The organism is Paraliobacillus zengyii, assembly GCF_003268595.1.
In the GTDB taxonomy this organism is placed as follows: Bacteria; Bacillota; Bacilli; order Bacillales; family Amphibacillaceae; genus Paraliobacillus_A; species Paraliobacillus_A zengyii.
This window is the reverse complement of the sequence record NZ_CP029797.1, coordinates 489,871-516,444: the sequence shown is the minus strand read 5'-3', so window position 1 is coordinate 516,444 and position 26,574 is coordinate 489,871. Positions and strand designations below refer to the sequence as shown.

Sequence of the window (26,574 nt, the reverse complement as noted above, 5' to 3'; positions counted from 1 at the left end):
GCAGGTGAGCTTATATATTGCCACCTGCCTTATTTTACAAATAAAGGAGATGTTAATATATGCCCGTCGGACCGATAGTAAATGCATTAGCCGTATTTTTAGGAGGACTTCTTGGAGCTTTTCTAGGCAATAAAATTCCTGAACGACTTCGAGTTGCCTTGCCTTTAACTTTTGGAGCAGCTTCCATGGGGATGGGGGTTAGTCTGATAATTAAAGTGAACCTACTACCAGCCGTTGTATTAGCTTTAGTAATAGGTAGTGCTATTGGAGAACTAATTATGCTTGAAAAAGGGATCGAATGGTGTGCCAAAAAGATAAAAGGTCCAATCGAAAAAATATTTTCAAGCAAAAATACGATGGATCCAAAAGAATTTATGGAGAAATTCGTTGGAATACTTGTATTATTTTGTGCCAGTGGAACAGGTATATTTGGGGCATTAACTGAAGGAATGACAGGAGATGCTTCTATCTTATTTTCGAAATCATTTCTTGACTTCTTTACAGCTGCTATTTTTGCTGCAGCTTTAGGTTATATCGTTATGACTATTGCTGTGCCCCAAATAATTATCTTGCTAGGATTATTTTTTAGTGCTGGATTCATTTTACCAATGGTTAATGACTTGTTAATTGCAGATTTTTCTGCAGTTGGTGGAATTATTATGTTAGTAACTGGTTTGAGAATTGCAGGGATTAAATCTTTCCCAGTTGCAAATATGCTCCCAGGTCTATTGATTGTCATGCCTATCGCTTCCATTTGGGCACATTTTTTTTAATAACAAATTAATTTACATAGCAGAGCGTCATTGTGGTACAGACGCTCTGCTAAATTATGAAACTTAGAAAAGACGTGAGCATACATGATTCATAAAGAAAAGTCACAAGGAGAGATCCATGTTGAATTAGATGCATATTTCATGGGTGAAGATTTAGTTCTATTAATTTCCGGAGGTGACCAACCACATTTGGGAACTATTACAGCAGGGGCACGACTAGAACCAATTCAAACTATTCAACTTCAAAACCATAAAGAATTTTATATTACAGAAGAGTTAGCCGTTTTACTAAGAAAGAAGTTTGCTGGGAACTTTGCAATTTGTAGCGGAGTACACATCGACAACATTAAGAAGGAAGAGATTCAACTCCTTTCACACCTATGTATTGATTTAGGAAAAGAATTAATACATGATCTAGAAAAAGCTAGTTTATAAGATAGAAAGGCGGGACTATTATGAACATTGTGATTGGTATTTCTGGCGCAACTGGAACTGTTTATGGCGTTCGAATATTAGAAATGCTTCAGTCATATAAAGATATCGACACACACGTAATTATTAGTAATTGGGCGAAAAAAAACTTAACAGTGGAAACTACTTATACCCTAGAGTATTTAGAAGGCTTGGCTACCTATTCATATGATAACAGTAATATGGGAGCTGCCGTTTCCAGTGGTTCTTTTTTAACGGATGGAATGATAATTGTTCCATGCAGCATGAAAACTTTAAGTGCAATTGCTAACGGTTATTCCGATTCCTTAATTTCTAGAACGGCAGATGTCATGATCAAAGAGCGAAGAAAATTAATAGTTTGTCCTAGGGAAACACCTCAAAGCGCTATTCATTTAGAGAATATGCTAGAGTTAGCTAGATTGGGTGTAAGTATCGTTCCACCAATGCCATCTTTTTATAACAATCCGCAAACAATTGATGACATTGTTAATCACCATGCAATGAAGACACTTGATCAATTTGGAATTTATATCAAGAATGATAAACGATGGAATGGGTTATAAAGTTTATAAAGACTTTGGTAATATCTGATTCTTCTTTGCGTTTTGGGGTGACAAGGGCTAACGTACTTGGCACTTTTTTATTTAATGCTACAATTGAAAGTTTTGATTGTTCAAAAGATTCTATTGCCCTTTTCATCAATAAAGTCACACCAAGACCTTCTCCCACTAATCCAATAATTGTTTCAATTCTACTATTGGTATATAGAATATGAGGAGAAAACTTGGCTTTTTTACACTCGTCAATGCAAGTTTGGTAGACACCAGATGTTGCATTAAGTAAGATGAATTTTTCATATTTTAGTTCATCGATACTAACAGCAGGTTGATTGGCTAATGGATGATCTTTATTCGTTACCAATACAAGTTCATCATCCATAAGTGGATAGATATTTACTAAACCTCCTGGAATGTAATTCATTCTCATAATCGCCAAATCAATTTCTGAATTTCTAATCATTTCTAAGATTAAATCATGCTCCTGTTCCAAAATTTCAAGATGAATATGAGGATGAGCGTTAGAAAAAGCAGCAATTAGGGTAGTGATTCCATATTGAGACATAATAGGAATAGCCGCAAGATGAATTTTTCCTTTTTCTAGGTTAGAGTGTTTTTTCATATTTATAACCATCTCCTGATAGTTATTTAATAATTTTTCAGCGTATACGATAAAGTCTTGTCCCGCTTCAGTGAGCGTTAAATTTCTAGATTTTCTATCAAAAAAAATGGTATTAAACTCGGATTCTAGGTTTTTAATATGTTTGGATAGAGAGGATTGCGATAAACTCAATTCCTCTGCTGCAAAAGAAAAACTTTGATACTTTCTAACTGCAAGAAAATATTTTAACTCGTCAATATTCATGGTATCCACCTCAAATTCATAGTATCTAATTAGTACTTTAACACGAAGGTTGTTGCGAGTATATAAACAGAGTTTTAGAGAATATGAATTTTTCTGAGCAATATCTACAAAAGTAATTTTAGTAGAAGAAAGTAATTTAAAGAATGGTCCTTAACAAAGAAACACACAAAAGTGCTAATCACACGGGTAACTCCCACATGACTAGCACTTTTATTATTTTACATCACCATACTTAACCTTACCTTAATAGTATAGTGATTATAATCTAGAACTCTATTCACAGAGGCTGTACTACCGTACTTATTAGATGATTACCAGTATTAATTTTCTCTTTATCAGTCATACTAATTTCTTTATAATCATCTTTATTGGTAATAAGAATAGGGGTAACTACTGAAAAACCAGCTTGTTTGATTTGAACAATATCAAATTCGATAAGTTTTTGACCTTCTTCAATCCTATCACCTTGCTTAACAAAGGTAGTAAAAAACTTCCCTTCTAACTGAACTGTATCTAACCCAATGTGCAGTAATATTTCACTACCATTATCAGTTGTGATACCAACCGCATGTTTCGTTGGAAATAGAGCTGATACTGTACCTGAAGCTGGTGAAACTAATATTCCTTCTATAGGATCAATTGCAAGCCCTTTACCAAGTGCACCTGTAGAAAAAGCCTCGTCTTTAACTTCTGAGAGTTCTATTACAGTACCCTTAAGTGGACTAACAATATCTTCGTTTTGAATCTTTATTGAAACATTATTATCTTTTTCTTGATTAGATCCCGATTTTTGTTGTTCTTTACTCAATCCAAAGAAATAAGCAAGTATAAAACCTAATACCAAGTTAACAGCCATTGCGATCATACCACCCCAGAAACCGAGGTCTAAACCATTAGGGCCAATTTTAGATGGTATACCAAAAAGTCCAAGTCCACCAAGCATGTATACTTTAGTTCCCATTGCTCCCATAATACCTCCACCAACTGCAGAGGTGATTAAAGTTAGAATAAAAGGTCTTTTTAAAGGTAGTGTAATCCCATAAAGCGCCGGCTCTGATACACCAAAGACACTTGAAATAGCAGCTGGTATACCTAGCGTTTTAATTTTTTGATCCTTTGTCTTAGCCATTACACCAAGTACCACACCGGTAGTTGCTAAAGCTGTCGCTGAAATTAAAGCTAATATAAAGTCATCACCGAATACGGCTATGTTGTTAATTGCTATCGGAATAAAACCCCAATGAAGTCCAAACATTACAAACACTTGCCATAATCCACCTAATACAAGACCTGCCAATATTGGACTCAGATCATAGATCCAAACTCCAGCTTGTCCTAAAAATGAACCGATCCATGTTGCTATTGGTCCAATTATAAGGAAAGTAAGTGGAACGATTACTAACAATGTAAAGAATGGTACAAGAAATGTTTTTACAACATCAGAAATTACTTTTTCAAGCCATTTTTCCAATTTTGAACCTACAAAAGTTGCCAAAACAATTGGAATAACAGAAGATGCATAACTCATTAAAATAACGGGTATTCCAAGGAACGTTATATGAATAGGTGATTCAAATAATGATCCAGAAAATAAAGTGTACATTGGCTCACCGCTAGTTAGACCAGTAAGTGTTGGGTAAACTAATGCTGCACCTATTGCCATTCCCACAAAATGATTTCCGCCAAATTTTTTCATTGCTGAAAAACCTAAAAAGATAGGAAAGAAATAGAATAACGAATCACCGATAGCATGTAACATATAGTAAGTTCCATCTGTATTCGTGTACAGACCTATTGCAACAAACAAAGCGTTAAAACCTTTAATCATTCCTGTAGCAGCTAACACTCCTAGAATTGGTGCAAATATTCCTGAGATAATATCAATAAACTTATTAAATAAACTTTGATTTTCATTTTCCTCTTCATCTGCTGATGATTCGTTGCCAAATCCACCAATGTCTACTACTGCTTTATAGACATCCGGCACATGGTTTCCAATAACCACTTGGTATTGGCCACCACTTTTCATAACAGTAACAACACCATCGATATCTTTTAATACATCTGTATTTGCCTTATCCTCGTCTTTTAACTTAAAACGTAAACGTGTAACACAGTGAACCACGCTGTTAACGTTTTCTTTTCCGCCGACATATTCTATAATATCTTTTGCCAACTGTTCATATTTCATCTTTAACCCTTCTTTCATTCAAGTTTTTTAGACACTTTCTATGTCAACTAGCAGATTAACTATATTTGGAAACCCTTTCAAAATGTCATACAATAAAAATCCGTAAGCAACTTTATATTAAGAACGGATTTATAAATCCGTTCCATTAGATTCAATTACTTTCTTATACCAATCGAACGATTTTTTTCGATAGCGTTTACCTGTCCCATTTCCTTCGTTATCAAGATCTACATAAATGAAACCATACCGTTTTTTCATTTCACCTGATCCTGCACTGACAATGTCAATACAACCCCAGGATGTATAACCTAATAACTCCACTCCATCATCAACTGCTTCAATCATTTGCGTAAGATGTTCACGCATATAGTCAATGCGGTAAGTATCTTCTACTGTATCATCCTCCAGTTTATCGACTGCCCCTAGTCCATTTTCTACAATGAACAATGGTTTCTGATAACGGTCATACATGTTATTCATCGTTACACGTAAGCCAATAGGGTCAATTTGCCAGCCCCACTCCGATATTTCTAGATGCGGATTCTGTAGTGAACCAAATGCGTTACCAGATTTTTGACCCGCATTTATAGCTGGATCTGCACTTGTTAAACGTGATGAATAATAAGAAAAGGAAATAAAATCAACAGGATATTTCTTCAGCAGGGACTCATCCCCTTCTTCTATCACCAATTCAACACCCAATTCACGAAACATTCGTGCGGTGTACGATGGATAAGTTCCACGAGATTGCACATCGATAAAGAAATATTGTTTTTGGTTTTCTTTTACCGACTTCAAAAGATCTTCTGGATGACAAGAGTAAGGATAGATTTCACCAGCTGCTAACATACAACCAACCATAAACCTATCACCATTAATTTCTTTCGCTGCTTTTGTTGCCAAACTTGAGGCAACAAGCTGATGGTGTGCCGCCTGAAACTTTACTTGATCTGCATTCTCGTCCTCGTCAATGATTAGACCTCCACCAAAAAATGGAATGTGAAGTAACATATTAATTTCATTAAATGTTAACCAGTATTTTACCTGATTTTTATAACGTTCTAGTACCACCTTTGCATATCGCTCATAAAATCCAATTAGCCCTCGATTACGCCAGCCTCCATACTCTTGAACCAAATAAAGTGGAGTATCGAAATGATTTAAGGTAACTAATGGCTCAATTCCATACTTCTGACACTCAGAAAATAGGTCATCATAGAATCTTAGCCCTTCTTCGTTTGGTTCCAATTCATCTCCTTTAGGGAAAATACGTGGCCAAGAGATCGATGTCCGAAATACCTTAAAGCCCATTTCAGCGAAAAGTTTAATATCTTCTTTATAAGTATGATAAAAATCAATTGCTTCATGGCTTGGATATTGATTATACGTTGTTTCTAAAGCCTTTTTCGGATTTAACAAAGCAACCCAACGCTCTTTCCCGGATGGTAAAACATCTACCAACGCCATTCCTTTTCCGCCTTCTTTATACGCTCCTTCTGCCTGGTTCGCGGCAATTGCACCGCCCCATAAAAAATCTTTTGGTAAAGTCATGCACTCTCTCCTTTCCTAATTCAGTTACTCGAATCTTACAATCAAATTCTGATATGATTACTAGTCAACTCTAAAAGCCATATCTAATTGATAGAAGAGAAAAGCTTGTTCTTTCTCATCTATGTTTTCCTTTATCCAACCCTTAAGGTGTTGATCTGAAATCGCATCTGATTCATTAGTTTTTTTAAGAGCTGATTTCAACAATTCTACTTTTGCTTTATCTTTAATAGAAAAGACCATTGTTAGAAAACCTTCCTTAACACTCTGATTGAAGAATTTAATGTTTTCACAAATAATTTCTTGCTTCCTATCAAGGACCTTGTGCTCTTCTAATAAGTCTTCAACACTATTAACTTGATCTAGACCATAGTAGCAATATAGTGAATCGGGCGCCTCATTTTCTTTCATGAGCTGCTTTAATTTTTTAATCATTTCAAATTCTTTATCTGCGTCAAGAATCGGATTTCCTTGATTTGGGTCATCTCTATAATTGAATAATTTGTTGCCAAACCGTTGATAACTTTTAGCCATCCAATCGCTGGTTTTCATCTTTAAAGTACTGATCCCTTTTGTAAAGGCGAAAGAGTTATCTAATTCTGCACCTTTTAATTCATCTGTTGAAAAACGCCTATTCATTCTCATTGGCATCAGTGTGTATTCATGAAGATATTCTTCTTTTCCAGGCATTGGACCTCTCATATAAATGTAGTCACCAGCAACTAGATTGATATTGCTACCAAAATTACCGAATAGAGCTGCGTCATGAATAACTTCTTTAGATTCAATAACTGAACGAAGTGGCTTTCCTTGCATAAATTCTGGGATATCTAAATCAAAGAATTCTAATACGGTAGCTGGCACGTCAATGTTTTGGGCTAATTGATCTCTCGATTCATTTTGAACTCCTACTTGTGGATTCCATATAAAGAATGGGAGATGAGCAATTTCATTATACACAGGCATAATGTTTTTACCCCACCATTCATGTTCGCCTAACAGTAAACCGTGATCCGTATTAACTATTAACATGGTATCTTTCCACATGTTGTTTTCATCCATAAAGTCTAGCACTTTGCCTAAATATGCGTCACACATAGTAACTAATGCTTTATAATACCCTTTAACTATCTCTGTTTTATCTGGTGTGAAATCATCGTGTGAATATAATAACCAGCCATTGAAATCGTCTTGCGAAAGACCATACATTTCTAAATACTTTTCTGGTACAAAGAAAGGCTCATGCGGGTCAAAACATTCGATTTGTAAAAACCATTGATCAGCGTCTTTATTCTCTTTTAAAAATTCCAAACCCGCCTCGACAGTTCGATATAATGAGTGATCTTCCTCTGTTTTCATGTAATCTCGATTAACTAAATCTTGTGAAATACTACCGGCCTTATGTTTCTTTGCAAAATCAGGAAGGTTTTCTAATCCTTCTATTTCCATATTTTTATTAATTCTTGCTTTCCAATTGTCGCCTTCTTGTCCACGAATTAATTCATATGAGGAGTAGCGTGTATGGTAAGTCGCACCACCATCTCGCCAGTAATGTTTATGGTCAGTAACAAGATGTGTATAAATTCCATTTTGTTTCAAAATTTCAGGCATCGAGTCATCAAAAGGTTCGATTGGTCCCCAACCACGATGCAAGAAATTGTATCGGCCAGCGTGTAAGTCTCTTCTAGCAGGCATACAGGGTAAACTTCCTGCAAAGAAATTATCGAATTGAACCGATTTTGTTTTTAAACGGTCAAAGTTAGGTGTACTTACATCAGAAGTTTCATATGGACTTAAATAATTTCGTTTTAAAGTGTCATACATGACTTGAATCACTTTCATGAATGTCTCTCCTTTCGTAAGTGTTTCTGTGTTGCACTCTTACAATGATTATAGTGTACGATTCTTTGGAAGAGAAGACCTTGACCGGATTGTGGGAAACGGTTTCATGAGTTGGGAATATATAATCCTCTCCCTTTAAATTTTCATTAAATTAAGCTAGGGTTTTTCAGAAGACAAAAAAAAGCAATTACATTAGCATGTAATTGCCCTAATCTTTAGTCAGTACTAGTTTGAAAATCACTTATTCTTTAGTGCTCTATTTTTATATTCAAAATAATTATAAGCAAGAACTTCAATAGCAATGTGAAAAGCGTTTGACGATGAAAACCAATTGTTGATAACTGTAGAATGATTATTGACATCGAGCGCAATACCAAAAGTCGCATTATTCATCAACCAATTATTATGTGATCCAGTAATTGCTAGGATATTTACGTCCTTAATTAAAGGAATACTTAGTGCTTCCTTTAACATTGCATTATTGCCTGAACCTGAAAATACGATAATCAAGTCCTGTTCTGTAATTCTCTCCGTCACTAGTTGATAAATATTTGTACTTAAATCCAAAGACAAAAATTGCATATTCTTCCCAATCCCTAAAAACAATCTTTGCATTTCTTGAGCCAAGCTTTGTTGCATGCGACCGGTACCAGTAATATAGATATTTGAACTTTTTTCAATTACTTCACAAATATCAGAAAGATCCATATTATTCAACTGACTTACTGTTTTCTCTATATTACTGATCACTAACTTCCCAAAGTCCTCTTTTGAAATAGGGTTTTCCGATAATTGATCTTCCCACTTCATAAAGTTTTTCATCTCCGTATATCCTGAGAACCCTAACTTCTGAGCAAATCGTAGTACTGAAGATTTAGAACTTAAACTTTTTTTAGCAAGTTCGTTAATTCCTAAATCACAGATGTCTTTCTTATTATCTAATATAAATTTCGCTAAAACCTTTTCACCCTCACTAAAGGTTGTGAAGTTATCATTAATCAATTCTTCTATTTTCACTAGAATCACCTACTTTTTTGATATTTTATTTCTAGTTACTTATACCTCTAATATCTATCTTCACTTATAGTAACTAAACTCCAAATTCCTTTTTCATGTAAGTTAAATCTTATGCATTTACCGCACAACGAAATCCTAAATTACCTGTGGCACTATCCATTGTATTAGAGCTACGTGCTGCTACTCGATATCGATTACAATAAGACTGATGACAAAGATAGGAACCACCACGCATTACTTTGCTCTGAGCCATATTTGGTCCAATAGGATTCACAAGTTTCGACAAATCTGGTGTTCTAGTAAACCAATCCGCACACCATTCCCAGACATTACCTGAAACATTATATAATTCATATCCGTTAGCTGGAAAGGATTTTGCTGGTGCAGTGCTCACATAGCCATCATCTACTGTGTTCTCTCTCGGAAAATCCCCTTGCCATATATTACAATAGTGCTCACCATTTGGAGTGAGTTCATCTCCCCAAGGAAAAAGTTTCTGCTCGAGACCTCCTCTTGCAGCGTATTCCCATTCAGCTTCTGTTGGAAGACGTTTCCCGGCCCATTTGCAAAAAGCTACTGCATCATTCCAGCTAACTTGAATTACGGGATGATCCATCCGATCGTTAATGGATGTTCCTGGACCCTCTGGTTGATACCAGTAGGCTTCATCTACTGCATACCACCATGGCGTTTGCGGTAATTGTTTTGCCTTCCCCATTAAACTTGGTGGAATAAATTTATAAAAAACAAATGACCACCCAAAATTTTCCGACTCTGTTACGTAGCCTGTATCTTTAATAAAAGCACTAAATTCTTCATTGGTAACTGCGTAAGCATCTATGTAATATGCGTCCACTGTTACTTTTCTTATTGGTCCTTCTCCATCCGCTGGGAATCCTTCATTGTCCTCAGTTCCCATTAAAAATTCTCCACCTGGAATGTAGACCATTTTTTCTTTATATTTACTATGTTGACTTTGTTCTACTATACCAGACCTTTTTTCTTCCTTTATTTTGTCTTCAAAATCAGCTCTACTTCCAGCACAACAGGAGCATTCCATATCTCCTTTATCCATTACATCCACATCCTTTAGTAAATTCTAAAAATTGTTACCTTAATTTAAACATAATTCCTATAGTAGCAATATTTTTGTATTTTCAAACTTGATATTTCATTCAGTTATACTCTTTAAATTAAGTGATCATAACTTTTTATTATACCCTATAATAAAACGGCATTTTTTTTACCGAAAAATTACTGCTAAGATAAATCTAATGAGATATACCTCCTTATCTAAATTAGATTTTACAATCGGAGATGATTATTATTTTTATTCTTTATTTTGCAATTGGACTGATCGCCTCTACTTTAGGTGCCATCGCTGGCCTTGGAGGAGGCGTGATCATTAAACCCATATTAGACCTGTTTGGTCATTTTGATTTACCGACAATTGGCGTGTTATCCGCTACAACTGTGCTAGCAATGGCAACAGTTTCCTTAATAAACTTGAAGATCAAAAAGGTTAAAGTAGATAAAGCAACCAGCTCAATTATTGCAGGTGGATCAATAGTTGGAGGTATTGTCGGAAAAGCTATATTTAACGTCATAGCCATTTCGTTAAATATTCCAAAAACAACAGCTATTATTCAATCGACTTTACTAGCTGTTCTACTTTCTCTAATATATATTTATTTTAAAAGAAAGCATAATCTCAAATCATACTTGATAAAAGATAAAAAGATAATCTTTGGAGTCGGTTTCTCACTCGGATTCCTTTCTGCATTTCTTGGAATTGGTGGTGGACCTTTAAACGTAGCCATCTTATGTCTACTATTCTCCATGACATCTAAAAACGCTGGTGTGAATTCAATCTTTATAATATTTTTCTCTCAATTATCTGCTCTTTTATTAATAGTTTTCACTACCGGTTTTAACGATTATGAGTTGTTTATGCTTTTCTACATGATACCCGGTGGGATACTTGGTGGATTAATCGGTTCACATTTCGTTACTAAATTATCCAACTTACAGGTGGAGAAAATATTTAACATAGCCGTTCTGATTATCATTTTTATAAATATATATAATATTATTAAAGTCTCCTTTTTTGTTTAGAACTTTTAACACTATTACAAGCGGAGACTATTGATATGTTATTATCTTCATGAATTTCACTATTCTTTATCATGCCAGTGGTAACTTATTGCAATTAAATTAACTATCAACTGCTATCTATATAATAGGTTCTGAAATTACCTTTGTATAAACGATTCAAAATGTGACTGAGCACTTTTCTTAAATCTTCGTATTTTCTGAGCAACCCATAAATCTCTCATAAGACTAAAATCCTTTATCTTTACTTCTCTCAATGTATTATAGCTTAATTCTTTGCTAACAGTTATTCTCGGTAAAATACTTATACCCAAATCTGCTTCTACTGCACTTTTTATCGATTGCATACTTCCAAGCTCCATTGCATTTTCGATTTGTTCTAATTTGATATATTTACTTAATGCGTTCTCTACTAGCAATCTGGTACCGGAATCTTTCTCTCTCCATATCATTTTTTCTTCTAACAACTCTTCAACCTCAATCTCATCCTTAACTTTCCAGCGATGATTATGAGAAGTGACCAAAATTAGTTCATCCTCAGCAAATTTTTGGACTTTATATTTTGAACTAGTTACTTCACTCTCAACTAAAGCTATATCTATTTCGTTTTCTTCCAATTTCGATAACATGTAAGGTGTATTCCCAATTGATAAACTAAATTTAATGTCTTCATGGTGTTTTTTAAAGTTTCCCAATAAGCCTGGTAACAAATATTCCCCAATGGTTAGACTGGCACCTACGTTTAATATATTGTCATTTATACCGACCAGCTCTTGAATAGCGCTAAAAGAAGTATTGTCATTATCCATAATCTCCTTCGCATAAGGATAAAGTGTTTTACCAGCATCAGATAAAATCAACTTTCCTTCTAATCGGTGAAATAACAATGTGCCATACCTATTTTCTAATTGACGAATTTGTCTTGTGACCGCAGGTTGAGAAACAAACCCTAGTCGTGCAGCCTCACTAATACTTCCCTCATCCACAACCCGACAAAACATTCGTAGACTTTCTATGTTCATCTCTTAATGTCCTTTCTGGTAAATGAGTAATATGCTCATTATCCGCGTGGTATGTTATATGAACAAGGATACTTTTTCGAACTAGTAATACTTACATTCTTCACGTAAGTGTTCATCCATTTGTTGAAAAGCACATTTAACAACCTTTAGCTCTTAAAAACTAGTAACACTTCTTATCTTTTTTGCTAAAAAAGTCATTCTTTTTTCCGCATATTTATAAATCGTTTTATAGCTCTCACAAAAGTAATCTACATCTAAGTCTTTATTCTTTTGCATTCTATTTCTAGGACAACCGCCATGGCACATATTAAGGAACTCACACGATTTACATTTATCAGGAAGATTTGGTTTCATCTCTAAGAATTCATTCCATTTGGGATTGTCTATTATATCTTGTAAAGCATCCTTCTGAACGTTACCTAACTTATATTCTTCTTCAATAAAGAAATCACAAGGATAGGCATCACCATTTTGTTCTAAAACGAGCATTTTTGGACAGAATTCACTTTGTTGGCACAATTCAGCTTGATGGCCTAAATATACAGCAAGCATGTTATCGAAAAAACGTACAGATAAATAGGGTTCTCCATCATTATACCAAGCGTCAAAGAATTCACACAAAAAATCACCATATTGTTGAGCGGTGATTGCATACTTGCCTGCAGTTGAGACATCTTGGGACTGGAAACTCATACATGGTATAAACTGTACGTATTTATAATTCTCCTGCGTGTAAAACGCTACTAATTCCTTTGCCATTTTTACATTATCTTCATGTATAACAGTTAAGATATTGAAATCGACATTTTGTTCTCTTAAATGTTGAATCCCATTCATTATAAGATTAAAGCTACCATTTCCAGAATTAGTGACTCTTCTTCTATCATTAATTTCTTCAGGCCCATCCAAACTAACACCTACTAAAAAATTATGCTTTTTAAAAAAACGCGCCCAATTTTCATTTATAAGTATACCATTTGTCTGAATAGCATTAGCTACACGCATTCGCTTCTTCGCATGATTATTCTGAAGGCTAATTACTCTTTCAAAGAAACCTAATCCAGCTAATAATGGCTCTCCACCTTGCCATACAAATGTAGCGTATCCATGACTAAGTGATAGATACTCCTTGATAAATTTTTCGAGTGTTTCATCTTGAATTCGATCTAGCTTTCCTGGTTTACCATTACATCTACTGTAATAACAATAGTCACACGCTAAATTACATGCTTCTGATACTGTTTTCCACATAACACCTGCAATTTGTGGTCTCAACATAGTATGTTCCATCTCTACACCACGCTTTCTTTATTCATCAGTTTTTGTCATCTTAACTTATATAAAAAAGAAATAAAATAGAAATAAGAAGACAAAATAATTGTCTTTTTTCTCTCCCCTTTGCTTCTAAAAACGCACTCATTGAGATGTAACGATTATTTTTTCACTTGTCATTCTTCTAATATTATTATCGACTATAATGTAATTATAATTTAATTCCCAAGTTAATAAAAGAACTAAAACAGATAAAGGGAAACGGTTTCAATCTATGGGAACAAACCATTAGTAATATTACTACAAATGGGACAGGGGAATTGTCTGATATGAGTAACTACACAAAAAGGACTTCTCAAAAGTTCCATGAACTAAGGAGAAGTCTTTTCGTTATTATATCATTTAGAAAATGTTTATTTTACACTATTTCTTTTTATAGCATTCGTATACGTTAGTCAATGCTAATCGGAACACTGCTACCTTTTTTCGAGAAAAATATATTAATTACTGAGAGAACTGCTAAAATAGCAACTAGCCAAAGCACATTTTCCGCCAAGCTATTTACGATCGCATCGATAGGACTAGTAATACCAAAAGCACGATCTAATATCCAACCAATTGAAGCAATCATTGCAAATAAAGCTCCAATAATTCTAATAGGTGTAAATACTTTTGTCATGCTGAGTAACAAGAACCATGGCATGATTAGAATAATTACGATCAGTTGCATGAGTTCAATACCGATGTTGAAACCTAAGACACTCATAACTATTCGCATTGGTGTTACACCCAAGTCTGTCACTAGTGTAGCAAAGGCTAATCCATGTACCAACCCAAAAGCACCAGCTACAAAGATTTCACGACCAGCGAATAATGGACGAATTGCGTGGATTGCTGAAACTAAAATGGAAACAGCAATCAGTATTTCAATTGGTTGACTTGGAATAGATAACCCACCAGTTGCACCAATAATTAAAGTAATGGAATGACCAATTGTAAATGCAAGGGAGATTTTTAAGAGTTTTTTCATACTTGCTTTAAATCCAGCAGACTTCCCCCATCTCTTACCGTTAACCAATAATGATGCAGGTAATAAAAGTGCAAGTAGAAATAGTAAATGGTCTACACCTTCAGCAATATGAGCCATACCCGATTTTATAATACTAGAAAATCCCGTCCAAATACTTCCATTAGATTGGTCAATTTGTACTGTTGTATTATCGTTAATAATACTTGCAATAATTTCGGGATTACTTGAATAAACAGCATTATTCCAATCACTTCTTACAGCGACTGTTATAACATGTGTAACAAGTTCTCTTACTACTACGTCATAGTTAAGCGTAAAGGCATCAACAGTTGCACCTGTTGGAGGTGTAAGTGTTAGGTGAACTAATAAATCTATCGAATCTGTTGCCAAATCTGGATAAGCGATTGACATATCATTAAACGTTACAGACCACTGTTCTTCTTCAGCAGTTTCAGCACTGATATGACTTGTTATATAAGATACAAGCTCGTCATGGTATGTTGTGATGGCTTGTTCTGGATCATCATATAAATTTTCATCAAATGCAATTTCTAAGCGATCCAACGGGATAACTAACTCAGTTTCTACTTCATCTTCCAAAAAATCCAAATTCACAAGAGAAGAAGGCATGGAATGAGCAGAACTTGATGACGGTAATAGAAACAACACCGTCATCAATATACTCATTGTTATTAAAACAATTTTTTTCATCATTGTGTACTAAACTCCCCACCGTAGTCAGCTACTTTATCTCTCCAAATCGTGTGGAAGTGTAAAACATCTCCAAAGACGATACCTCCTTGCACGGAGAATTCAATCCAAACGCGTGGTCCATCAATCCGAATATAAGAACCTTCATCATCTACACTTGTAGAGCTAGACCAAGCAATATAGGTTTCTGACCATGCATCATCAGCGTAATAAGCATCTAGAAGTGCTTCTTTATCTTCTTCATTAACATCTGACACCCAAGCCTCAATTGCTTCCTTCACTAGTGCTTGTTGCTCTTCACTTAGAGAAGTTACTAGCACCCCTTCACTTTCTGTTGGGAAGTTGCCATCATTACCTGGTCCTACAAGTACATCGTCAAATATATCTGTGATTTCTGCTTCAGCTAGTTGATCATCACTGAGTGAATTTATCATAGAATAAATTGCCGTTTTATGTTCAGCCATTGGTTCAACGGTTTCTCCGTCAGCATTCTCAAATGTTTGCGGCTCTATTCCAATAAAGAAAGGCGTTGCCCCAGTTTCATCTGCATTAAAGGTAAAGTTATTTGCATAGTGATGACCACCTAACTGAAGAATCCAAGTAGAAGAATCAGAAACATCACCTAAAATGGAAACATAATATAAATCGGCATCATAACCCTCCGCTTGCTCTCCTAATGCTTCTTCTGCCTCAAGACTCATCATTAATTGTTCATATCCTTCTTCACCTAAAGCAATATAGAATAATTCTTTTGCAACTTCTAGGCTTTCCTCCGAAAGACTACCAAACAAAATTCCATTACGTTGGACCATATTTACTGGAAAATTGGACCACACTGCTGCATTTTCTGCAGTTAAATCATATTGAATAGACTCTAATTGTTCGTCAGATAATGTCTCTAAAAAGGCTTGTGCTAACTCTGTTGCCTTTTCATCTAGTGAAGCACTGTCATCTGAAACAGATACAGAAACTTCATCAGTTAATGTTGCAGCAACATCTGTTACTATACTATCTGTATCAACATTAGCTGAATCCATCCCTCCACCGAAGCCCCCACTTCGCATTCCACCTTCAGGCCTTTCACCTGATGTATTCTCTTGTTCTGTGCTTTCTTCTTGTGTGGTGCTCTCCTCTGTTGTTTGAGATTCCTCAGTATTACTACAAGCAGCCAACGTAGCTGTAAGAGTTGTTGCAAGAACAGCTCCTAGTAAAATATTCTTGTTCATTTTTATTCCCTCCATGTTAGTTTCTATGTGTTCTTATTGCTATTTAGAAAATCACCTTAATTTATCACTAATCAATTAGCATAATGAAGACTTCCTATTTTAAATAGAGGAATTAATAAAATTTCCTGACGTTATCTCTACAAAGCACATTATCAAACACGAACCTTAAAAAACTCTTAAAAAACCAAATAAACTAAAAAGTATATATATCAATAGCAGTTGAAATAATTTATTGAACATGCCATCCGTGAAATGAGCGAATATAAGCTTAGATTTTTTTGCTAAAAAAAGAGAAGGCGCTCTTTCATAAATGTTTGCTTGAATAGCAAATACATTTTAAAAGAGACCTTCTCTTGAAAAGTATTATTTTATTTAACTTATGATTTTATTGTACCTGCGTCAGCTGGATGTACGCCATGACGATAAAACTCAGCATTAATAGGCTCAAGCGGGTCACGTCCTAGGATTAAGTCTGCTGCCTTTTCTGCCAACATTAAGACGGGTGCGTGAATATTACCATTAGTTACGTAAGGCATGGCAGATGCATCGACCACTCGTACATTTTCGAGACCATGAACCTTCATCGTTAACGGATCTACAACAGCCATTGGATCTGATGCGGGTCCCATTTTTGCAGTGCAACTTGGATGAAGTGCAGTCTCGGCATCGTTTGCCACCCATTCCAAAATCTCCTCATCTGTACTAACAGCACTACCAGGTGCAATTTCTCCTGAATTGTATGGTGCCATAGCTGGCTGAGCCATAATTTCGCGTGAAATTCTAATCGCTTCGATCCATTCACGTCGGTCTTGTTCAGTAGAAAGATAGTTGTAAACCATGCTCGGATACTCTTTCGGGTCTTTCGAACGAATCTTTAATGACCCACGTGCGTCGGAGTACATAGGTCCGACATGTACCTGGAATCCGTGTTTCGTATCCGCCTTTTGCCCATCATACCTTACTGCTACCGGAAGGAAGTGGAACATAAGATTTGGATAATCGACGTCCTCGTTCGAACGAACAAAACCTCCACCTTCAAAATGGTTAGTTGCAGCTGGGCCTTTACGACCGAACAACCACTGCAAACCAATCCAAGGCATCCCCAATTTGTTTAAACTAGGCTGCTGCGAGACCGGTAATGGACAAGAGTATTGGATGTAGGCTTCAAGATGATCCTGAAGGTTTTCACCTACACCTGGAAGGTCAATCACAGGATCGATACCGACCGAGCGCAAGTGTTCCGCATCTCCTACACCTGATAGTTGAAGTAGCTGCGGTGTATTAATTGCGCCCCCAGATAGGATAACTTCTCCTGCAGTGACTTGATGTGTCTTACCGTTTCGTTGATATGTCACACCATTTGCTCGAGTGCCATTGAAATCAACACTTGTAACAAAAGCACGCGTCACCACAGTGAGATTCTCCCGCTTCATATTCGGATGTAAGTATGCACGTGAAGCTGACAAACGTCTGCCTTTATAGACATGCTTATCAAATGGTCCGAATCCTTCTTGACGAAAACCATTTACATCGGGTGTTCGTGTATAGCCAGCCTCAACAGCTGACTTAAAGAAGTTTTGGAATAAAGGATTAGTTGCTGGACCACGTTCCAATTTAAGTGGACCATCATGGCCACGAAACTCATCATCTTTTTCAGATGCTAATGCATTTTCCATGCGTTTAAAATACGGAAGACAGTGTGCAAAGTCCCATGTATCCATACCTGGGTCAGCTCCCCATCGTTCATAATCCAGTGGATTACCACGTTGGAAAATCATGCCGTTAATTGAGCTCGATCCTCCGAGCACTTTTCCACGGGCATGCTTAATACGTCGTCCATTCATATATGGTTCAGGGTCGGATTCATATTTCCAGTCGTACAAGCTTTTTCCTGCTGGGAACGGTAAAGCTGCTGGCATTTGGATTAATAGATCCCAAGAAAAATCCTTACGTCCTGCCTCTAAAACAAGGACACTCTTTTTTCCATCTGCACTTAAACGGTCACCTAGTACAGAACCTGCACTACCGCCGCCAACGATTACATAGTCGTATGTTTTATTCATTTTCCGAACCTCCTATATGTTGAAAATTAAATTTAGTTAAAGAAATCTGAAAAGCATTCATCAAAAACTCTCCTTCAGTTATTAGAACTAGTCATTAGTTTAATAGTTTTTTATATAATTTACTTTATTTAGCCTATTCAGTCGTTCAGGGTTTAAGATGAAATAAATGTTTTGTTATTATTTCTGATCCAGACTAATAATATCTACCCTACGGACATGAGCCAAATATGGATGATATCTCTTCACTTCTTAAGAACGGGCTATCCCAATTCTTGTAAATTGACATTCTTTTATTAATTTTGTTAAATATTTTTTTAACGTATTTAACTTTCTTAATTTAACACAGATTTTTTTTTTTGTAAACCTGTGGCTAGCTTCTTTTTCCTACTTTATTTAAATTAAATTAAGAAAAGTATAGAAACTATAGAATAAAAGCTCATATAAACTTTTTTAATGAAGATAAATTCCTTTCAAACAGTTATTCATTGGCCATAAGTAGTGAAAAATAAAAAAGGTCTTTCATTAAGTACCTAGTACTTAATGAAAGACCTTTTAATTCAATTCCCTTAAAAACATGAGCATATCAAATATATTGAGTCCCGCTTCATGCTTTTTCATAAATATATTTACCAAAATCAGCAAGTGAATATTTAATCCATACAATACTCTCTTAAATAGCTAACTTAATATGATTTCCAGACGGATCATGTGAAAGATTACCACTATTCTCTGGTGGTTTCGGAGCCCCTATCCCATTCCAAGTGTTTATCACAATATGATGATGGTACTTCCCTGTTGAAAAGAATATAAATACAGTCTAGGTAACGCTTAAACAAGTCATGGACCGTCTATATTTTACTAGGTATTTTTATTTATTGTACTCAAATATAAGTTTAATGAATCTTCTACTTCATCGGTCACTAACTTAATAAAATCATCATATTCATTTTTTGTATGTGCTTTATCTAATGCTTCATAATAAGCTATTCGATTTTCTACTTTAATAACAATTGGCGGATAACCATCTTTCATGAGTTCTAGATTTAATAACAAACGTGATGTCCGACCATTCCCATCAATAAATGGGTGAATCCCAACAAAAATAGCATGCAACATAGCTCCACGAGCAACTGCGTGCATTTTTTTTGTTTCTGCTTTTTCATACCATGTCATCAGCTGCTCCATCTCTTCTTTTATAAGGAAGGGAGCTGGTGGTATATGTTTAGCACCAGCAATAAAAACTTGCTGATCCCGATATACACCTGCATATTCATCATCAATTCCTTTTAATATAAGTCGATGTATATTCTTAGTTTGCCACTCCGATAAAGGTTCATCCTTTTCTACAATCTCTTCTACAAACTGAATGGCCTCCCGATGATTCAGAACTTCCAAGTGTTCACGTAGCGTTTTACCACCAACCGTAATTCCTTCTAGAACTACCTTCGTTTCATTGATAGTTAACGTGTTTCCTTCAATTGCATTAGTATTATATGTCCATTCAAGTAATAACTTTTCACGTAAGCTTTTCAATGTGTATTTAGGTAACGGTCGATTGGCATCTAAACGTTCCTTCTTTTGATTAATTTGTTCGAACATTTGCTTCACCTCTCTTACTGAAACATATACTTTAATGGAGAATTCCATCTTTTCTTTGAATATACTCCCTAAAGAAATTTTAATCAAATATTTAATAAAATACATATTTCTTATTTCAAACTACTAGAATAATTGAATTTGTTGGCTTTTCTCTTTGTTTTCACCATATAGACTATAACCAATATTTTTATATCCTTTCAACCGCTTTTCAAACATTCTCTGTAAAATAGCAACGTTCGAATCTACATAATCAAACACTTTAACTTCCTCTTTATTACTATGATCTCGGTGAAGCCGTCCTACATATTGTTGTAACGTTCCTTTCCAAGAGATTGGCATTGTTAAAAAGAGCGTATCTAATCTAGCATCATCAAATCCTTCTCCAATATATTTCCCTGTTGCAATTAACAATCTCTCATCGCTATCAGGTAATTTAATTAACTCTTCTAGCTTTTGTTGCCGCTCTTTCTTCTTCATAGCTCCTGATAAAATAATAATATTTTTAGCAAATCCCTTAAAAAGTTCGTATAACTCATTTATATGGTCTAAACGTTCTGTTAACACGATAGGAGACCTTTTTTCATTTAGGGCTTGTAGAACATCATTAAAAATCATATCGTTTCGCTCTTTATTAGTGGCTAACAAAGAATAGATAGCTTGTTTGTCTTTTAACAAGGGTTTGTTTAAACGATCGCATCTTGGCTTGCTGTTTACTATTCGTTCTATATCTTATTGGTCCACATTGCATAAATATTATTGGGTGCAGACCGTCTTTCCTAATTGGGGTTGCTGTTAAACCATAGACTCTTTTTGCTCGAACAGCCTTTAATACTCTTTCGAAGCTGACAGCAGAAATATGATGACATTCATCTATGATAATTTGTCCGTAATGGTATAACTCAGGTTTTACTATGTCCTTATGATTAAGCGATTGAATCGTAGATATATCTATATTATAGGTTGGATTATTCTTCCCGCCACCAATTTGACCAATCTCTTTTACTGGAATGTTTAAAAAAGTTGATAATCTCTCTTTCCATTGTTCAACTAATTGTGTTCGATGTACAATTATAAGTGTATTGGTTTTATTTCTACTAATTAATGCTGCAGCTACTACAGTTTTTCCGAAACCTGTATCTGCTGCTACTACTCCGTTGTCATAATTAGCCAAAGAAGTTACAGCATCCTCTTGTTGAATCGTCAGTTGACCATGAAATTTAGGAACAATCAACTTACCTTCGAATTGATCGTTGTGTATTTTAAGAAGTATATTATACTTAAAGAAAATTTCCTTCACTTTTTCTAATAGACCTCTTGGTAATAGGAGCATATTATCATTTATCTTTGTACAATCAATTATTCTAGGAATTTGATACGTGGAATAACGCATTGCTTGCGCTTTAAAAAACGCTGGATTACTAAATTCCCCAAGTTTTTGTAATTCATGTAGTATCTTACTAGGTAATAAATTCTTAGGTATTTGAATTCCATGATTTAATTCGATCGTAATTTCTTTTGGCAGTTCAATATTTTCAACTTCCTCTTTTACCATCATGGGACTGGATTCCTCTGAAAAGTTAGATACTATTTGTAAAATATCTTTTTCGGATATCCTTTTTATCGACGATAGATACTGCCATTGATCCACTATTTCCTCAAATGAATCATTTACAAACACGCTATTTCCTTTTATTTTTGCCTGCTTCTGTAATGGGAGAGCTATTAGGTTACCAAAACCACCTTTGGGTAATATATCTTGGTTCGGGAACATTCTATCAAACGAATCCATTCCAACTTCAAAACCTTTTTCACTCGTTTTCGACAATAGAATCATTCCAAATTTTCTAGCTAGCGAAGCACTTATTGCATCTACAAAAAAGAACCAAACGTGAGCACCCTGCCCTGAACGGGAACGTTCAATATAATATGGCAACTCTAAATCCCTGCATATCTCGACAAATGCATGTACATCATCTTGCCATTGTTTTTTATCAAAGTCCAAAGCCAGAAAATGACACGTATTATCTTCAAGTAATGGATATATTCCTATAGTTTTTACGCCACTTAAATGTTCATAAATAACTTGGGAAGTTAGAGTGTGAAATAATCGATTAGAACAATCCTGGCATTTGATTTTAGGTTTTTGACAAAGATCTTTATGCCACTCGTTTTCACATGCAGGTGAATAACCAGATTTACCCGTAGTACTCGATTCCCACCTTTTTGCAAATACATCAGACCTCCCTCGAAAAAGGTTCATAAATAGCGAGATTGCAGCCTTTTCTTTCGGATTGAAATCAGTCACTGTTTTCTTTATATTAAATGTTCGACTATAAGAGGTATTGCGACCTTGTGCTTTATAGAGATCCTTTTTTAATCGCATATTTTCCTTTTTTAGTCTATCAATCTCTTTTAAAGCAGACCTGAGCTGTTCTTGAATATCCATAAGCTACTCCCATCATTTATAATGTTAACTCTAGTTTAGCCAAGAATGAAGTTATTTAACAGTATAATGCTATAGGAACTTAGCTAAGGTGTCTCCATGAAAAAGAGCCCTCCACTAAACTATATGATTTATTGAGAGAGTTTTCAAGAAGCATTCAATATGCCACTTCATTCAATATGATTCAAAAAAGGGGTTAGGTTTATAACATTTGACAATGTAATTCTCATTCTAAATCCTAATTAAACTTTATTACAATATTTTATGTATTCCTATGTAAAGTATCTTCCTTTTTATACTTTCTAATATTCATATTTTTTGAATTTATCCCCTATGATATTCTTAATGGGACTTCTCCTCTTATTAAAATCAAAAGGGATATTCTACCCTTTGTACTTCAAAATGGATCTGATGATTATTAAATAACTCTTTTAAACATTCATTCATCAAGATCTCTTCACTTTCCCCTTCAACAATTACTAAAACTACTTTTTTTATAGTATTTTCCATTTGAAATCCCTGCTTTTCTAAATGACTTCTTTATATCAAAAGAATCAGTTTCTGCGTACAACGTCTCTTCTTGGTCTCCAAGTTGGTCAGCCCTTAGATAAATATCACGAGCATTATTTAATTTCTTTACGCCTTTTAATTGAATGTATCGCTCTTCTTCATTTAGAGTTGTAAACCATAAGTTACTTATTGGGAGTACTTCTAAAATTCTCAAATTATGTGATGTGAGAAATAGCTGCCCTTGACCACTCTCGTTTATAACTTTCAAAATCTCAACAAGTTAATTAGAAAACCAAATCATTTAAGATTTGGTTTTCTAATCAGTTTGATATTTTCATATATTTATCTACCTAAACGATTACGCTGTTCTTTTTCTCATGAAGAGGAAGAACATGCCACTTAAGAAGAGTAAAAATCCTACTAATAAGTACTGATAGATCGTAGTGGCTGTTTCCGGTAGTTTTTGTTCGTCGTCCGTTACAGGCTGTTGTTCTATTTCTTCCTGTTCAAAAACGGTATAGGTGCTGAAGTGATCGGTTTGTGCTGTCACGTTTCCATCTTGCCACTCTCCACCGATTGCTTCCCATTCTTCGAGTTCTGGATTCCAATAGAAAAGTTGCACCTGATTTTCATCATTTACTTTGTTTCTATCAACAGAATAAGTCAGTGTCACTTTTTCGTCGAAGGTATTTAATTCTTTTTCGCCTTGTTTGATTTCAAAATCATAGACCACACTCAATGCTTCATCTATATCAGCTAAACGATCTAACAGAATTGATGCAGACTCAGATCCATTAGTGAAATTGGAGGCAGCTAGTTGCAAGCTGACATTTTTCAACTGAATGATGATCGTTATACTATTCTCCTTCAGCCATTTTATTTGGTCAGAAGTAAATGCTAGATTAACAGAATCATTATGATCAAGTAATTCTATCCTTAATTCACCATGATCAGCTAGCTGATCGAGCGAATCTGTTCCGATCGTTGCCTCTCCATTGGTAACGTCAGGCGTCAAGGTAACACTGGTTTGTTTATTTGGAGCTTCTGAGTCATCAGGAGCTTCTGGATCGACAGGGTCTTCTGAATCTTCAGGATCTGGTGAAACTGGATCAGAATTATCGATTGCTTTGACATGTGCAACGACACTATTATTGTTATAAGTGACAGTTACCTCGTAATCATCTGCAGTTATATTATCGAATTGACCAGACACATCACCAGCAGTCATTAAAGTAATATCCGCAGCCTTGTCCATTTCATAATTAGATAGATCTAAATTCAGATCCCCACCATCAAGGTACAACAGTCCATCTACATTTAGTTGAGTTTCGTCATTATCGATTGCAATATCTAGGCTTCCAGCTTCCATTGTTACGTTACCGTTTAAATTCAGAGGTTCATCTACATTAACTAAAACTGTACCATTTTCTAAATAAAGATCGCCTTCACCAAAAGCAGTCGTAGAAGTAGCTTCTAACGATCCACCTTGTAGCAACGTGCCTCCTGTATAACTATTATCTCCTGTCAATGTAAGGATTCCCGTCCCTTGTTTGGTAAGCATACCGCTACCAGTAATATCATTTCTCCACCAATCCTGGGCATTGAATCTTCCTTTTGAAGCATCCATATCAACAGTTACATTATTTAAAAACGCACCATAGCCATCAGCTGCAGTTACCAAATCAATTCTACCCCAACCATTTGACTCGTCTATAACAGGATAGCCTGATTCAATTTCTGTGGTATACAATACTTCTCTACGTTGTTCGTCTGTCAAATAAGGTTGACGCGTTTCTAATAAAACCTCTGCCCCTTTAGGTACTACAGGGTCTAAACCTATCGTTCCATTTTGAGGTAATCCATAAGTGAGTTTTTCACGATAGAAAGTTTTATTTGCATCATGATCTTCCCACTCTTGTTCATCGTACGCACTTTCAAACGTATATCCCTCTGTTACAGTATGTGCATATTCGTACAAACTCATTTCTTCTGATTCAGCTAATTCACCGAATACCTCTCCAGCATTTACATAAGCCTTATCCAATACTTCTTGGTTTTCTGTAAGGTTGAATGCGTAGGCAGTCATTGCAGTTGATTGTATTCTTGCTCCTATAACATCAAGTGGCGAGTGCATGCCCGTCACTATTCTATTTTCTCCCATTTGAGCTGCTCTTGTTAAAAATTCAGCATATCTTTCCGGTGTTGCGTATGCAAAACCAAATGTCGACAAATAAGCTGCACTTGTATGCCCACTTGGAAAAGCACCATCTTTACCTCTCCCGTCTTCCGCTTTTCTTCTTACATATTCTAATGCAGGGATTACTTCAACATTTGTTTCATACTGTTGGAAATGTTTTTCACCTGTTTCTATATTACCACCTGAAGGTAATTCAGCTACTACACTATCACCACTACCAATTGTTTCCCAAACAGGTAAGCCGTTCGCATCAACAACTTCTATCACTTCTCCATTTGAATTCATTCTGTATGGTCTTGGAGAAGAGAAAAAGTACTTCGATGGGTTTGACGAAGAAGGATTTCTAAATCTTATTAAAGCAACTAAATCCATCGCATCTGAAAGTTCAGACTCCTCCCAATCTCCCATTCCTTGGCTTTGATCTTCAACAGTCATTTCTTCTAATACTTGATTCATTTCTTCAGTAGTTCTTAAAACACTTGTTATTGGATTAACTATATCCACATAGTCATTAGCTAAAGGACCATAAGCATCCATCATACTATATATCTTATCTCGTTGATCATCATAATAGGCTGCTAACGCCTCTTCATCCGTTCTGTTTTGAGTAACATCTTCAACATATTTAATATTAGCTTCCCAAGTCTCTGCATCTTTGATTTCTTCATTAGCATATGTTTTTTTATCTGCTACTACTTTTGTAGCATCATTTTTATATCCATCAAAATAAACAGAAGGTCCGTCACCATAGTTTGCAACCTTATCAAATGCACTTGGTTCAGTTAACGCTGTTCCATCTCTCCAAGTTGGTTGATTAATTGACCATACTAGATCAAAACCGTCTAAAATATTAATAAAAGGATTAGTCGCAGCTATGTTCTTTAATGTAGAATCATTAGCATTTCCACCATTATCGACTACAGGTAAAGGTTGTCCAACTTCAGGAGGATTTGTATTTATTTCTCCAGTAGTCCCTTCTGGTTTTGAAGGTTTTGAGTGCTCCTGATCAGAATATTGACTAGCTGCTAGAACAGGAAGCTCAAAAGAAGCCATAGTTAGCATTGTAAGTAGTAGTATTATCGTTATTTTTTTGATGAATTTCATACCTTTTTTATTTCCCCCTTTTCTATCGCGAATTTTCAA

General features: G+C 35.3%; 20 protein-coding genes. 4 read left to right on the top strand and 16 right to left on the bottom strand.

Annotated elements, in window-relative coordinates; translation table 11 throughout:
• The first annotated feature begins 59 nt into the window (after nt 1-59).
• The 3 genes from DM447_RS02705 to DM447_RS02695 all read left to right on the top strand — a co-directional run bounded on the left by DM447_RS02705 (nt 60) and on the right by DM447_RS02695 (nt 1,789).
• Nucleotides 60-773: a DUF554 domain-containing protein gene (locus tag DM447_RS02705; RefSeq protein WP_112179780.1), complete on the top strand. Its 714-nt coding sequence runs from the start codon at nt 60-62 to the stop codon at nt 771-773.
• Between the two features lie 84 nt (nt 774-857).
• Nucleotides 858-1,208 carry a prenylated flavin chaperone LpdD gene (lpdD, locus tag DM447_RS02700; RefSeq protein ID WP_112179779.1) on the top strand — a complete coding sequence of 117 codons (351 nt, stop codon included), beginning with the start codon at nt 858-860 and terminating at the stop codon, nt 1,206-1,208.
• A gap of 20 nt (nt 1,209-1,228) precedes the next feature.
• The gene (locus tag DM447_RS02695; RefSeq protein WP_112179778.1) at nt 1,229-1,789 is read left to right on the top strand and encodes a UbiX family flavin prenyltransferase; all 561 of its coding nucleotides are present in this window, start codon (nt 1,229-1,231) and stop codon (nt 1,787-1,789) included.
• Here DM447_RS02695 and DM447_RS02690 read toward each other — a convergent pair.
• The 6 genes from DM447_RS02690 to DM447_RS02660 form a co-directional block, all read right to left on the bottom strand.
• Complete coding sequence (locus tag DM447_RS02690) at nt 1,758-2,648, bottom strand: LysR family transcriptional regulator (RefSeq protein WP_112179777.1); 891 nt, start codon at nt 2,646-2,648, stop codon at nt 1,758-1,760. The genes DM447_RS02695 and DM447_RS02690 overlap by 32 nt on opposite strands.
• Before the next feature lie 277 nt (nt 2,649-2,925).
• Complete coding sequence (locus DM447_RS02685; RefSeq protein WP_112179776.1) at nt 2,926-4,839, bottom strand: beta-glucoside-specific PTS transporter subunit IIABC; 1,914 nt, start codon at nt 4,837-4,839, stop codon at nt 2,926-2,928.
• A 129-nt stretch (nt 4,840-4,968) separates the two neighbouring features.
• Nucleotides 4,969-6,390 (bottom strand): 6-phospho-beta-glucosidase, encoded by a 1,422-nt coding sequence (locus DM447_RS02680; RefSeq protein ID WP_112179775.1) that lies wholly within the window; start codon nt 6,388-6,390, stop codon nt 4,969-4,971.
• A 60-nt stretch (nt 6,391-6,450) separates the two neighbouring features.
• Complete coding sequence (locus tag DM447_RS02675; RefSeq protein ID WP_112179774.1) at nt 6,451-8,229, bottom strand: sulfatase; 1,779 nt, start codon at nt 8,227-8,229, stop codon at nt 6,451-6,453.
• Nucleotides 8,230-8,466: 237 nt separating this feature from the next.
• Nucleotides 8,467-9,246 carry a MurR/RpiR family transcriptional regulator gene (locus DM447_RS02665; RefSeq protein WP_162632546.1) on the bottom strand — a complete coding sequence of 260 codons (780 nt, stop codon included), beginning with the start codon at nt 9,244-9,246 and terminating at the stop codon, nt 8,467-8,469.
• A gap of 109 nt (nt 9,247-9,355) precedes the next feature.
• Nucleotides 9,356-10,321, bottom strand: coding sequence for a formylglycine-generating enzyme family protein (locus DM447_RS02660; protein ID WP_112179772.1), 966 nt, complete (start codon nt 10,319-10,321; stop codon nt 9,356-9,358).
• A 242-nt stretch (nt 10,322-10,563) separates the two neighbouring features.
• Here DM447_RS02660 and DM447_RS02655 point away from each other — a divergent pair, with 242 nt between their 5' ends.
• Nucleotides 10,564-11,361, top strand: coding sequence for a TSUP family transporter (locus tag DM447_RS02655; RefSeq protein WP_232824319.1), 798 nt, complete (start codon nt 10,564-10,566; stop codon nt 11,359-11,361).
• A gap of 137 nt (nt 11,362-11,498) precedes the next feature.
• Here DM447_RS02655 and DM447_RS02650 read toward each other — a convergent pair whose 3' ends face one another.
• From DM447_RS02650 to DM447_RS02605, 10 genes are all read right to left on the bottom strand, one after another.
• A complete protein-coding gene (locus DM447_RS02650) occupies nt 11,499-12,380 on the bottom strand; it encodes a LysR family transcriptional regulator (protein WP_112179771.1) in 882 nt (293 codons plus the stop codon).
• A 153-nt stretch (nt 12,381-12,533) separates the two neighbouring features.
• The gene (locus tag DM447_RS02645) at nt 12,534-13,670 is read right to left on the bottom strand and encodes an anaerobic sulfatase maturase (RefSeq protein ID WP_112179770.1); all 1,137 of its coding nucleotides are present in this window, start codon (nt 13,668-13,670) and stop codon (nt 12,534-12,536) included.
• A 433-nt stretch (nt 13,671-14,103) separates the two neighbouring features.
• Nucleotides 14,104-15,396, bottom strand: a complete 1,293-nt coding sequence (locus DM447_RS02640) for a HupE/UreJ family protein (RefSeq protein ID WP_112179769.1) — start codon at nt 15,394-15,396, stop codon at nt 14,104-14,106.
• Nucleotides 15,393-16,619 carry a DUF3500 domain-containing protein gene (locus tag DM447_RS02635; RefSeq protein ID WP_157967407.1) on the bottom strand — a complete coding sequence of 409 codons (1,227 nt, stop codon included), beginning with the start codon at nt 16,617-16,619 and terminating at the stop codon, nt 15,393-15,395. The genes DM447_RS02640 and DM447_RS02635 overlap by 4 nt, the downstream gene beginning before the upstream one ends.
• 377 nt (nt 16,620-16,996) lie before the next feature.
• Entirely contained in the window at nt 16,997-18,682 is a 1,686-nt protein-coding gene (gene betA, locus DM447_RS02630; RefSeq protein WP_112179767.1) for a choline dehydrogenase, read from the bottom strand.
• Between the two features lie 858 nt (nt 18,683-19,540).
• Complete coding sequence (locus DM447_RS02620) at nt 19,541-20,281, bottom strand: Fic family protein (RefSeq protein ID WP_112179766.1); 741 nt, start codon at nt 20,279-20,281, stop codon at nt 19,541-19,543.
• Nucleotides 20,282-20,404: 123 nt separating this feature from the next.
• Entirely contained in the window at nt 20,405-20,896 is a 492-nt protein-coding gene (locus DM447_RS18460) for a DEAD/DEAH box helicase (RefSeq protein WP_232824320.1), read from the bottom strand.
• Nucleotides 20,897-20,912: 16 nt separating this feature from the next.
• Nucleotides 20,913-22,727: a TOTE conflict system archaeo-eukaryotic primase domain-containing protein gene (locus DM447_RS02615; RefSeq protein WP_232827977.1), complete on the bottom strand. Its 1,815-nt coding sequence runs from the start codon at nt 22,725-22,727 to the stop codon at nt 20,913-20,915.
• Between the two features lie 466 nt (nt 22,728-23,193).
• A complete protein-coding gene (locus tag DM447_RS02610; RefSeq protein ID WP_162632544.1) occupies nt 23,194-23,448 on the bottom strand; it encodes a hypothetical protein in 255 nt (84 codons plus the stop codon).
• A gap of 144 nt (nt 23,449-23,592) precedes the next feature.
• On the bottom strand, nt 23,593-26,535 hold the full coding sequence (locus DM447_RS02605; protein WP_112179764.1) for a phosphatase PAP2 family protein: 2,943 nt from the start codon (nt 26,533-26,535) through the stop codon (nt 23,593-23,595).
• Nucleotides 26,536-26,574: the final 39 nt, after the last annotated feature.

What these genes read in the sequence shown, in the direction of transcription:
- DM447_RS02605 (WP_112179764.1), bottom strand. Translation starts at nt 26,535, where the DNA reads ATGAAATTCATCAAAAAAATAACGATAATACTACTACTTACAATGCTA.
- DM447_RS02690 (WP_112179777.1), bottom strand. Translation starts at nt 2,648, where the DNA reads ATGAATATTGACGAGTTAAAATATTTTCTTGCAGTTAGAAAGTATCAA.
- DM447_RS02675 (WP_112179774.1), bottom strand. Translation starts at nt 8,229, where the DNA reads ATGAAAGTGATTCAAGTCATGTATGACACTTTAAAACGAAATTATTTA.
- DM447_RS02660 (WP_112179772.1), bottom strand. Translation starts at nt 10,321, where the DNA reads ATGGATAAAGGAGATATGGAATGCTCCTGTTGTGCTGGAAGTAGAGCT.
- DM447_RS02695 (WP_112179778.1), top strand. Translation starts at nt 1,229, where the DNA reads ATGAACATTGTGATTGGTATTTCTGGCGCAACTGGAACTGTTTATGGC.
- lpdD (WP_112179779.1), top strand. Translation starts at nt 858, where the DNA reads ATGATTCATAAAGAAAAGTCACAAGGAGAGATCCATGTTGAATTAGAT.
- DM447_RS02655 (WP_232824319.1), top strand. Translation starts at nt 10,564, where the DNA reads ATGATTATTATTTTTATTCTTTATTTTGCAATTGGACTGATCGCCTCT.
- DM447_RS02640 (WP_112179769.1), bottom strand. Translation starts at nt 15,396, where the DNA reads ATGATGAAAAAAATTGTTTTAATAACAATGAGTATATTGATGACGGTG.
- DM447_RS02620 (WP_112179766.1), bottom strand. Translation starts at nt 20,281, where the DNA reads ATGTTCGAACAAATTAATCAAAAGAAGGAACGTTTAGATGCCAATCGA.
- DM447_RS02615 (WP_232827977.1), bottom strand. Translation starts at nt 22,727, where the DNA reads ATGGATATTCAAGAACAGCTCAGGTCTGCTTTAAAAGAGATTGATAGA.
- DM447_RS02680 (WP_112179775.1), bottom strand. Translation starts at nt 6,390, where the DNA reads ATGACTTTACCAAAAGATTTTTTATGGGGCGGTGCAATTGCCGCGAAC.
- DM447_RS02705 (WP_112179780.1), top strand. Translation starts at nt 60, where the DNA reads ATGCCCGTCGGACCGATAGTAAATGCATTAGCCGTATTTTTAGGAGGA.
- DM447_RS02685 (WP_112179776.1), bottom strand. Translation starts at nt 4,839, where the DNA reads ATGAAATATGAACAGTTGGCAAAAGATATTATAGAATATGTCGGCGGA.
- DM447_RS02650 (WP_112179771.1), bottom strand. Translation starts at nt 12,380, where the DNA reads ATGAACATAGAAAGTCTACGAATGTTTTGTCGGGTTGTGGATGAGGGA.
- DM447_RS02635 (WP_157967407.1), bottom strand. Translation starts at nt 16,619, where the DNA reads ATGAACAAGAATATTTTACTAGGAGCTGTTCTTGCAACAACTCTTACA.
- betA (WP_112179767.1), bottom strand. Translation starts at nt 18,682, where the DNA reads ATGAATAAAACATACGACTATGTAATCGTTGGCGGCGGTAGTGCAGGT.
- DM447_RS02645 (WP_112179770.1), bottom strand. Translation starts at nt 13,670, where the DNA reads ATGGAACATACTATGTTGAGACCACAAATTGCAGGTGTTATGTGGAAA.
- DM447_RS18460 (WP_232824320.1), bottom strand. Translation starts at nt 20,896, where the DNA reads ATGATTTTTAATGATGTTCTACAAGCCCTAAATGAAAAAAGGTCTCCT.